This window comes from Paraburkholderia sp. RL17-373-BIF-A (assembly GCF_046030175.1).
Taxonomy (GTDB): domain Bacteria; phylum Pseudomonadota; class Gammaproteobacteria; order Burkholderiales; family Burkholderiaceae; genus Paraburkholderia.
The window spans coordinates 21726-32283 of the sequence record NZ_JARESO010000079.1; the positions used below are offsets into that span (position 1 = coordinate 21726).

Below are 10558 nucleotides of genomic sequence, written 5' to 3' on the forward strand. Positions count from 1 at the left end.
ACGGTTTTTATTCATTCGTCGCAGTAACTCCGTTCCAGAACGAATCGGTGCCCAATGTCACTAACGGTGATCCACGGCAGGATTGGGATTTAAAAGCACGCGCTAGCAGAAGTAAAAACGCTTCACGGATCTCTGCGCACACAAAATTGCACGGCCCGAAAAAGTCCGCGATCGTTTATCGCTGAGTTCGCAGTCTCGAAGGCAGTAGGCATGCTATGCATTTAGACGCCTCGCTCCGGGTAGTTGCAGACAGTTATTCCATCGATCTTCATCCCACTCCAACTTTCAGGAGACTTCACATGTCTGTTATCCGATTCGAACGCCAGGGTAATGTTGGGCACATCGTTCTAGCCGATGCCCCATTAAACCTGATCAATAGCCGGTTCTGTGAAGCACTTAAAAACGCCATACACGAGGCGAGTAGCTCCGAGATTCGGGCTCTACTGGTACGCGCGGAAGGCACGAATTTTAGTCATGGCGGAGACGTCCTTGATTTTATCGATAAGGACTTTAACGAATGGCGCACCTTCATCGCTGAGATGAACCAATCTTACCGCGCTATCGAGGCGCTGCAGATTCCAACCGTCGCAGCCGTTCGCGGTGCGTGCTTCGGTGGAGCGTTCGAGCTTGCGTTGGCCTGCGACTTCATCGTCGCTGCCGATAACGCGGTCTTTCACCACTTCGAAGCGTCGGTTGGTTCTGCGCCGGTGGCAGGCGGGGTTCAGCGCCTGGCAGAACGCGCCGGCCGTGCGATGGCCGCTCGCTACACGATGCTGAGCGAACCAATGACCGGCAAGACGGCCGGCGAACTTGGCGTAGCGGCTTTCGTTTATCCCGAGACGGACGTCGACACCACTGCAGCATTACTGGCGACCCGGCTGTCCAATGGGCCGACCCGTTCTTATGCGGCCATCCGTTCACTTCTGAAGGCATGGGCGGGGGGCGGCGTGCCCGCTGCCGACTCCGTTTTGCTGGACGTCACAATGGGGCTGCACGGTACGGAAGACGCACGTAAGGGTCGAACCGCACGCGTCGAAGCGATGAAGCGTGGGGTCGAGCCAGAGCCCGTTGTATTCACTGGACGATAGTTCTGCGGGTTCGCGGCCAAGGCACTAGCAGGAGGCTAACGAAGAATGCGCATCAGGACGACTGAAGCCGACTAACTCCAGTCCGCAAGAAAGCGCACTTTCGTAATTCTCGGTGAGACCGGTCATTCGCAACCACCGTTCACCACTTATGCCGTAGTCCGATCACCGCTGAGACTTGCGACTTGGTGGTGGAGGGGGAAAGCGAATAGATCTGCGCGTACTGCGCGTCACCCGCCGCTTTCTGATAGATGCCGACGAGAAAGAGATCGGTGCGCTTGCTGAGCAGGTAGTCCACACCGGTATTCACCTGATGCCATTTTGGACTGTTGTCCTGTGGGTGGTATTGCCCGGTGGTGAAGATATACGCGGCGCCAAGAATGAGCTGCGGCGTCACGTAGTCGGTCAGCGAAACCTCAAAATTCTGAAGTGTCAGGCGCGACGTGTCGAGGTAGTCGAATCGCGCGTTGGTATAAAGCAGCGACAGGTTTGCCGGTCCGAACGCGTAAGCGCCGCCCGCTCCAAACATCCTTTGCTTGCTGACGCCCGCGTTGGTCGCCGGATTCGTGATGAACGGTGACGTGAAGCCATAGTCGTTCACCACCGCGCCGTTCGTATTGTTGGCGTCGTTCGGCGTATTGACCTGAAGGAACGCCACACCGGCTGACAGCGGCCCGTTGCGATATTGCGCCGCGGCGCTATAGGCATTGTTGTCGGAGAAGCCGCCCGGCTTGTTCGAGAAGCCGTAGAGCCCTTCAAACTGAAGACCTCTGTAGTCGATGCTCTTGTACTGGACCGCGTTGTTGATCCGGAACGTGTCGAACACGTTATCACTGTCGCCAATGTGCGCACCATATGCCGCGAACTGACAGGCCGACGAGAAGACACACAGTGTGACGGCCTCGTCGTATTGACGTCCTAGCGTCACCGTCCCGAGGGTATCCGACGACAAACCGACAAAAGCCTGCCGGCCAAACTCGCGACCGCCTTGCGACAGTGCGCCAGTCGCCACACTATAGCCGCCTTCCAGCGTGAAGATGGCTTTCAAGCCCCCGCCCAGATCCTCTACACCCTTCATGCCCCAGCGAGGCGTCTGCATCGGCCCGCTAGCGAATTGCCACGTCGCGTGGCCTTGCTTGTCTGCCCCTTTCTGATTATTCGCGTAGACGATACCCGTCGAGATCAGGCCGTACAGGGTCACGCTGCTTTGGGCGGATGCCGTCTGACAGGACAGAGCCAGGGCGGCGAGAGCAAAGATGCGTCGATTCATGATTTCCTTTGAACGCTTGTTTTGGGAAAGTGAAAGCGAATGCTTGAAGCTGGCCTGAAGCCGTTTGTAATTAGGATCACGAAGCAAAGACAATGGGAAGCGAAGTATTTGTTCCACCGATGACGGTCTCAGCTTTCTCCGGTTAATTGGCAACTCAGCACCGCGTTCCCGCATCGAGATCGCCTGTCATTACAAATGCCTTTCGGCGCTCGTCAGGCGCTGATGCGAATTTGGTGCGATTGCTGGCGATTCTTGCGGAACAAAATTCGCGACAGCTAGCACTGAATTTGACTACCAGTGATCGAATTTTTAGCGCGTCGAGGCCGAACTGGTGCGCGAATCGCGCACACATTTGGGCGCTTTGTCAGAAAGCCTGCGCAGATAGCCGCTCTAATTTCGGCATCACTCAGCTTCAAAATTGATGCTTGCGGGGACACTTTTGGTTCTTAATAATCGATTTGACCGGCAGCACTCAGCGTTAGATGACCTGCCCCTTGTATCCAGGAAGGACCAACGGAGGAGATGATGTCAGTAATCGAAAATGCCGGACGTCGGCGTTTGCTGCGGATAACGCTTGCGGCGGGCGGCATGGCTGCAACGGGCGCACTGCTTTCGGTGCGTGCCTTTGCAGGCGACAGGACAACAGTCAACATGCAACTGGGCTGGATTCCGGGTGGCAACTAGGTCGGTGAGGTGACGGCAAAGCGGCTTGGATATTACGAGCAGGAAGGAATCGATTTCCGCATCCAGCCGGGTGGCCCGAACATCGACGGCGTCGCGATTGTTGCCTCCGGCCGATCCGAGGCCGGCGAGATTTCCTCGAGTCCGTCGATCATGCTGGCCGTCTCAGAAGGCTTGCCGATCAAGTGCATCGCGGTCGGGTTGCAGCAACATCCTTACAGTTTCTTTTCGCTCAAGAAAAATCCCGTACGCACACCGCACGACATGATCGGCAAGCGTATCGGAATTCAGTCGACGGGCATGGTGCTGCTTAAGGCGCTGCTCGCGAAGAACAAAATTCCGGAAAGTCAGGTCAACATCGTGCCGATCGGTGCCGACATGATGCCGCTTCTCAGTGGGCAGGTCGACGCGGTAACCGGTTGGCAAACCAACACGACGGCGCTCAAGCCGCTCGGGGTAGATCGCGTCGACTTGCGCCTGTGGGACACCGGCGTGCGCCTCTACGCGCTGCCGTACTACGCGAACACCGCGACGCTCAAGGACCATCCCGACACCGTCGCGCGGTTTCTGCGCGCAACCGCGCGTGGCTGGGTATACGCGAACGCGCATCGCGACCAGGCCGTCGATCTGCTCATCAAGGAATATCCGAACCTGAACCGCGCCGACGAGCGTGTCGCGATCGATTCGCTGATGGGCTACGCGTTCGATCAAACCACGCAGACGCAGGGCTGGGGCACGATGGACGCGAAGGTCTGGGAAGAGCAGATCACGATGTACGGTCGACTGGGCCAGTTCCGCGGAAGTCAGCCAAAAGTCGATGACGTGATGACGATGGACGTTCTCAACGCTACCCGTTCCTCTCGCCTCAAGGTGTAATCCATGCATGCTGCCACTATCAATCCGCCGCGCGCGGAAGGGGTCGGTTCGTCCGTCGCCGCGCTGCAAGACACCCCGCTGTCTATTAGCTGCCGCAATATCAACGTGCGTTTCTTCACCGACCGGCGCAGTGTCACCGCGATCGAGGGCTTGAGCCTCGATGTCGCGGCCGGTGAATTCCTCACGCTCCTCGGTCCATCGGGCTGTGGGAAGTCGACGTTCCTGCGAGTCGTCGCGGACCTCATCAAGCCGAGCCGCGGCGAGATCAGCGTGCTCGGCGCGGCGCCCCGAATTGCGCGTGAGCATCGGGACATCGGCTTTGTGTTTCAGGACGCGGCCCTGCTGCCGTGGCGCACGGCTATCCAGAACGTGCAGTTGCCGCTCGAAGTCGCGGGCGGCAAGGCCCGCGCGGGCCGGGCGACACCGCGTGAACTGCTCGAACTGGTCGGCCTCAAGGGTCGCGAGGACGCTTACCCGCACGAGATGTCAGGCGGAATGCGCCAGCGTGTGGCGATTGCGCGTGCCCTCGTCAGCGACCCAAAAGTCCTGCTGATGGACGAGCCGTTCGGCGCGCTAGATGAAATCACGCGTGACCGTCTGAACGAAGAATTGCGTCGCGTCTGGAAAGAGATGGGCCTCACGACGCTCTTCGTTACCCACAGCATCTATGAGGCGGCGTTTCTCGGCCAGCGAGTGCTGATGCTGGCCGCCAATCCCGGGCGTGTGAAGGAGATCGTCCCGGTCGGGCTGCCAGAAGATCGAACGCTCGATATCCGCGAGACCCGCGAATTCGTCGAACTCGCTGCCTATCTGCGACGCGTACTGGAGACCTGCTGATGACCACGTCCGAAATGCAATTGAATCTGTCGTCGCAAGCGGCGGATCCTGAAGCGCAGGCCTGGCTTGCGCGTCGCCGTCAGCGCCTGTGGCGGGCGCGCCTGCTGCCGGTACTCGGCGTCGCGGGTCTGCTGTTCGCGTGGTGGGCGGTCGTGGCCGGCTTTCATGTGAAGCCGTTTATCGCCCCGTCGCCGTTCCTGGTTCTGGAGACGCTATTCAGCAAGAGCGATGTGCTGCTGCAGAACCTGGTGCCGACGGCGATCGAGGCAGTGGGAGGTTTCCTGCTCGGCAACCTGGCGGCGATCCTGATCGCCACCGTTTTCGTGCATAACAAGACGCTGCAGGACATCTTCTATCCCGTCGCCGTGATGATCAACTCGATTCCGGTGGTCGCGAAGGCGCCGATCCTCGTTCTCATCATGGGTAACGGTCTTGAGCCGAAGATCACGATCGCGGCGATCGTCTGTTTTTTCCCGACGCTCGTGAACATGGTCCGCGGACTGCAGGCGGTGAACCCGCAGGCGATGGAACTGATGCAGATTCTCTCGGCAAGCAAGCGCGAAATTTTCTTCAAGCTGCGCCTCTACGCTTCGCTGCCGTATCTGTTCTCCGCATTGCGCATTGCCGCGTCGATGTCGGTGATTGGCGCGGTGGTCGGCGAATGGATCGGCGCCACGCAAGGTATCGGCGCAATGATCATTCAGGCGACCTACAGCTTCGATTCGGCCTTGCTGTATACGGCGATCATCATGAGCGCCGTGCTGTCCGGCCTGTTTTTTCTGGTGATCGCGATTGTCGAACGCCTGGTGGTCAGATGGCAACCCGAAAGCACGCATTGAACCGAACACGAAACACCCGAATTCTCAGAGGCGAAAAATGAACATGATCAGCGATTGGATTCAGGAAAGCGCGCGCGATGTGCGCGTGGCGGCCAAGGCAAACGTCGTGGTGGTGGGCGGCGGCCCCGCGGGCCTGTCGGCAGCGATCGGGGCGGCGCGCAACGGTGCCGAGGTGATTCTGCTGGAGCGTTACAACCACCTGGGCGGCCTTGCATCCGGCGGCATGGTGCTGGTACTCGACGACATGTGGGACAACCACCTGCAGGAAATTTCGGTGCGTGGCGTCTGCATGACCTTCATCGAAAGAATGGCGGCGCGCAAGCTGGCGATGTTCCCGCGCTCGGACGAATGGGGCGAGGATCCGGCTGCGTATCGCAAGTGGGGGCGCTGGGGAACCTTCGACTTTCACAGCCAGAAGACACCTCACCCGGTATGTTTCGCCGCGGCGTTCGATCCGGATGCGATGAAGCGCGTCGCGCTGGAGATGGTGGAATCGCTCGGTATCAAGTTGCGTCTGCATTCATGGTTCTCGCGCACGCTGGTCGAGGACGGTCAGGTGAAGGGCGTGATCTGCGAGACAAAGAGCGGCCGTGAAGCGATCCTCGCCGACGTGGTGATCGATGCGACGGGAGACCTGGATGTCGCGGCGTCGGCGGGTGTGCCGCATGTTGGCGGCACCTATATCACAACGACCGTATTTCGACTCGGCGGCGTCGATACGGAGGCGGCCGAGCGTTTCGAAGCCGAAGAGCCTGAGGCGTTTGCGGCGCTGGATCGCCAGATCAAGCGCATTCTGGGTGGTTCGTGGGGCTACTGGTGGTTGAAGACACCGCTGCCCGGCGTGGTCTGGTGCAACTGCCCGCATATGGCGGGTCTCGATGGCCTCAAGCCTGAGGACTTGACACGCGCGGAAGTGCAGGGCCGCCAGCACATTCACGCGGTGGTCGATTTCGTGCGCGGCAAGCTCCCTGGTTTTGAGCAGTGTTACGTGATCGATGTCGCGCCGCAAACGGGCGTGCGCCAGACGCGCCTGCTCGAAGGCGAGTACGTGATGACGAAGGATGACCTCGCGCAGCGTACCCGCTTCGACGACAGCATCGCGCGTGGCCGTGACTACTACATGCCGTATCGCGTGCTCCTGCCGAAGCAGATCGACAACCTGCTGGTCGCCGGCCGGCACTATTCGGCGACCTCGCAGGCGCAGAAGATGTCGCGTGAAATCCCGCCTTGCATGGCGATGGGCGAAGCCGCTGGTGTGGCTGCCGCACTCGCGCTCGATGCGGGGGTGCGGGTGCGCGACGTCGATGTGCACGCGCTGCAGAAAACCTTGCGTGCGCAAGGCGCGGACCCGGGCGACCAGACCGGCCGTAATGCCGACGTGCCGCCGCTTGCCGTGCACATCAATAAGCGGGAGGCCGCATGAGCGTCGCAGACAACATTGCCAAGACACCTGACCTGCCGCTTGCCGGCGTGCGTGTCGTCGATCTCACACAGGTCATGATGGGCCCGGTCTGCACGCAGATGCTCGCCGATTACGGCGCCGACGTGATCAAGGTCGAGAGAAAAGGCGCGGGCGATTTGAGCCGCTCGACGTTCGAGCCGGTAGCCGGCGCGGACAATCCGATCTTCTGCAGTCTGAATCGCAACAAGCGCAGCGTGGCGCTCGACCTGCGCGACGCGCAGCAACTGGCCGATTTGAAGGCACTGATCGCGGACGCGGATGTGGTCGTCAGCAATTTCCGCGCGGGCGTGATGGACCGTATGGGTGTCGGCTACGAAGACTGCCGCCGGTTGAACCCGAGGATCATCTACGCGGTGGGCACGGGCTTTGGCGAAACCGGACCCTATGCGCACAAGGGCGGCCAGGACGTACTTGCCCAGGCGATGAGCGGTGTGATGGCGCGCCGCGCCGATGAGTCGCTGCCGATTTCCGTGTACCCGACAGCGCTCGCCGACTATTCGGCGGGCATGCACATGGTGCAGGGCATCCTGCTCGCGCTCCTGCATCGTGAGCGCACGGGGGAAGGGCAAAAGGTCAACGTGTCGCTGTACAACTCGATGCTCGCGATGCAGATGCAGGAAGCCGCCATGATCATGATGGCCGACTCGGAAGTGAACTGGGCTGCCATGCCGCTTTCAGGTGTCTTCGATACCCAGGACGGTGCGCTGGTACTCGTTGGTGCGTTCAAGCCGAATCCGCTGCGCGACATCTGCGCCGCACTGCAGATCGAGGACCTGTCGCTCGACGCGCGCTTCTGCAATCTCAACCAGCAGTTCGTTCACAAGACCGAATTGCAGCGGATCTTCCGCGAGCGCTTTGCGAGCAACACGCGCGACTTCTGGCTCGCCCGGCTCGAGGAGCAGGACCTGTTGTGTGCGCCGGTGCGTGATCTGCGTGAAGCGCTGGTCGATCCTCAGACGCTGCATAACCAGCTGATTCTGGAAGGCGAGGGCGAAGGCCAACCGGTGCGCTTCATCGGCAGCCCGATCGAGCTTTCGCGCGCGCCGGTTGCCCTGCGGCGCGGGCCGCCGCGCCTCGGCCAGCATACCGAAGAGGTCCTGCAACAATTACGCGGCAAGGTCGCCACGGAGGCTGTATGAGCGTACGTCTTGTCATCGACCGGCACGTTGCCACGGTGACGCTGGCGCGGCCGGAAGCGCTCAACGCCGTGGACCTTGCCACTGAAGCAGAACTGCAACGCGTGTGGACCGAGCTCGAGCATAACCGCGACGTGCGGGTCGTGGTCCTGACCGGCGAGGGCGAGCGCGCGTTCTGCGTCGGCGCGGACCTGAAGAACCCGTCGGTGAGCGGTGTTGAATATTGGGCGGCGCCGCGCCCGGGCGGCTTCGGCGGCATTGCGCTGCGCGAGACGCTGAACGTGCCGGTGATTGCGCGGGTCAACGGTTATGCTTTGGGCGGTGGCTTCGAAATGTTGCTGGGGTGCGATCTGGTGGTCGCCTGTGACGAGGCGAGCTTCGGGCTGCCCGAGGCGCTCGTCGGGCGCATGCCGCTCGACGGCGGCATGACCCTGCTGCAACGCCAGATTCCGTACCGCCAGGCAATGGCGATGCTGATGACCGGTCGCCGGATTTCGGCACGCGAGGGGCTCGACATGGGCCTCGTCAATGAAGTCGTGCCGCGTGCCGAACTGGATGCCGCCGTCGAGCGCTGGGTTCAGGCGCTGCTCGCGTGCGCTCCGCTGTCGCTGCAGGCGATCAAGCAGGTGGTCAAGCGCACGTCCACACTCTCGCCGGCGGACGCTCAGGCGTTGCGACTGCCCGCCCTGGTGGCCGCACTTCAATCCGAAGACGCGAACGAAGGCGTGCGCGCGTTCCAGGAGAAGCGCAAACCGGTTTGGAGCGCACGCTGATGGCCTATGTCATCACTTCGCCCTGCATCGACGTCAAAGACGGTGCGTGTGTGCAATGTTGTCCGGTTGACTGTATCTACGAGGGCGGGCGCACGCTCTACATCCACCCTGAGGAATGCATCAACTGCGGGGTGTGTGTCTCAGTGTGTCCGACCGAGGCGATCTTTCACGATGAAGAACTCTCGCAATCGGAGGCCATGTTCGCCGCTGTGAACCGGGATTTCTTCGGGCCTGACGCCAGTGCGCTCGGTTCCCCGGGTGGCGCGTGCGACGTAGGCAAGGTAGCCTGCGATCATCCCGTGGTCGCGGCCTGGACGGTGCGGCCGATGAACTGAGAAAACACGATGCATGCGAATGTCCTGAAATATTTTGTCGAAGTGGCTCGGTGCAGTTCGATCCGCAAGGCCGCGCAGAATCTCTATGTCGCGTCGAGCGCGGTCAACCGGCAGATCCTGAAGCTCGAAGCCGAGATGGGGACCGAACTGTTCGACCGGCTGCCGAACGGTATCCGGTTGAACGCGGCCGGCGAGCGCATGCTGCAACACATTCGCGCGACGCTGAACGACTTCCATTTGATGCGCAGCGAACTTGACGACCTGAAAGGCGAGCGCAAGGGGCACGTGTCAGTGGTGGCAATGGATTCGCTTTTCGTCGACTTTCTACCGGCGACCGTCGAGGAGTTTTCGGACGCCTATCCGGCTGTGACTTATTCGATCGCCGCCGTGCCGCCCCATGACGTACCGACGCGGCTGGTCAGTGGCGAATATGACGTCGGCATTTCGTATATCACGAAGCTGCCCGCCGGGCTCGATGTCGTGACCGAAGTATCGTTGCCGCCGGGCGTGGTCATGGCATCGTCGCATCCGCTAGCGAAGACGGAGCGCATCAGCTTCGACGAATGCCGCAATCATGCGTTTCTGCGGCTCGAAGGACGATCGCCGATCCAGGGCGTCGTCACCACCGACTTTCCCGAGTACTGGGAGTCGCTACAGCCGAGCGTCACGTGTAACTCGACGACGCTGCTCAAGCGGCTCATTGCGTCCGGTCGAGGTATTTCGTTTTTCTCCAAGCTGGCTTTTCTCGACGAACTGGCGCGCGGTGACGTGGTATGGAGACCGCTCGACGACGTGAACGTCAACGCGCTCACCGTCGGCGTCATCACACCGAACCAGCGCGCGCTGCCTCACGTAACGTTGGAGTTCGTTGAACGTATCGTGCGACGCCTGAAGCACGTCGACTTGTCGCTGCGCAACGCCTGATCTCCGCGTTGTCGCTGATCGCGCTTTGCCGTGGGCAGGGCGACGCCGCGTTCGGTAGTGATCGCGCGCCTTCGCGTGCATGTAATTAGTCATCTTAAGTGACGGGCTGCATTTTGGCCCTTCATTCACGACCGCCCGCCATCATCCTGATAGCGGTAGATGGTCCCCCAACTATCAGGAACACAACATGGTCACATCAGGCTATACGGATACCCGACTTCTGATCAACGGCGAGTGGTGCGACGCCGCCAGCGGCAAGACTCTCGACGTCATCAACCCTGCCACCGGCAAGGCCATCGGCACAGTGGCGCACGCCGGCATTGCCGATCTGGACCGGGCG

General features: G+C 60.9%; 11 protein-coding genes and 1 pseudogene. 11 read left to right on the plus strand and 1 reads right to left on the minus strand.

The window, feature by feature from the left end:
• The first annotated feature begins 299 nt into the window (after positions 1 to 299).
• Positions 300 to 1088, plus strand: coding sequence for an enoyl-CoA hydratase/isomerase family protein (locus tag P0D80_RS43975; RefSeq protein WP_408293516.1), 789 nt, complete (start codon positions 300 to 302; stop codon positions 1086 to 1088).
• Positions 1089 to 1227: 139 nt separating this feature from the next.
• Here P0D80_RS43975 and P0D80_RS43980 read toward each other — a convergent pair whose 3' ends face one another.
• Positions 1228 to 2355 (minus strand): porin, encoded by a 1128-nt coding sequence (locus P0D80_RS43980; protein ID WP_408293535.1) that lies wholly within the window; start codon positions 2353 to 2355, stop codon positions 1228 to 1230.
• Positions 2356 to 2880: 525 nt separating this feature from the next.
• Here P0D80_RS43980 and P0D80_RS43985 point away from each other — a divergent pair.
• From P0D80_RS43985 to P0D80_RS44030, 10 genes and pseudogenes are all read left to right on the plus strand, one after another.
• A complete protein-coding gene (locus P0D80_RS43985; protein ID WP_408293519.1) occupies positions 2881 to 3039 on the plus strand; it encodes a hypothetical protein in 159 nt (52 codons plus the stop codon).
• Between the two features lie 9 nt (positions 3040 to 3048).
• A complete protein-coding gene (locus P0D80_RS43990; protein WP_408293522.1) occupies positions 3049 to 3912 on the plus strand; it encodes an ABC transporter substrate-binding protein in 864 nt (287 codons plus the stop codon).
• 3 nt (positions 3913 to 3915) lie between these two features.
• Entirely contained in the window at positions 3916 to 4749 is an 834-nt protein-coding gene (locus P0D80_RS43995) for an ABC transporter ATP-binding protein (RefSeq protein ID WP_132381093.1), read from the plus strand.
• Complete coding sequence (locus P0D80_RS44000) at positions 4749 to 5588, plus strand: ABC transporter permease (protein WP_132381091.1); 840 nt, start codon at positions 4749 to 4751, stop codon at positions 5586 to 5588. The genes P0D80_RS43995 and P0D80_RS44000 overlap by 1 nt, the downstream gene beginning before the upstream one ends.
• A 37-nt stretch (positions 5589 to 5625) precedes the next feature.
• Positions 5626 to 7011: an FAD-dependent oxidoreductase gene (locus P0D80_RS44005; RefSeq protein WP_408293525.1), complete on the plus strand. Its 1386-nt coding sequence runs from the start codon at positions 5626 to 5628 to the stop codon at positions 7009 to 7011.
• The gene (locus P0D80_RS44010; protein ID WP_408293528.1) at positions 7008 to 8189 is read left to right on the plus strand and encodes a CaiB/BaiF CoA transferase family protein; all 1182 of its coding nucleotides are present in this window, start codon (positions 7008 to 7010) and stop codon (positions 8187 to 8189) included. Before P0D80_RS44005 ends, P0D80_RS44010 begins: the two co-directional genes overlap by 4 nt.
• Positions 8186 to 8959, plus strand: coding sequence for an enoyl-CoA hydratase-related protein (locus P0D80_RS44015; protein ID WP_408178228.1), 774 nt, complete (start codon positions 8186 to 8188; stop codon positions 8957 to 8959). The genes P0D80_RS44010 and P0D80_RS44015 overlap by 4 nt, the downstream gene beginning before the upstream one ends.
• The gene (fdxA, locus tag P0D80_RS44020; RefSeq protein ID WP_408293531.1) at positions 8959 to 9294 is read left to right on the plus strand and encodes a ferredoxin; all 336 of its coding nucleotides are present in this window, start codon (positions 8959 to 8961) and stop codon (positions 9292 to 9294) included. The genes P0D80_RS44015 and fdxA overlap by 1 nt, the downstream gene beginning before the upstream one ends.
• Before the next feature lie 9 nt (positions 9295 to 9303).
• A complete protein-coding gene (locus P0D80_RS44025) occupies positions 9304 to 10218 on the plus strand; it encodes a LysR family transcriptional regulator (RefSeq protein ID WP_408220642.1) in 915 nt (304 codons plus the stop codon).
• 187 nt (positions 10219 to 10405) lie between these two features.
• Positions 10406 to 10558: pseudogene (locus P0D80_RS44030) on the plus strand (NAD-dependent succinate-semialdehyde dehydrogenase); the annotation flags it as partial.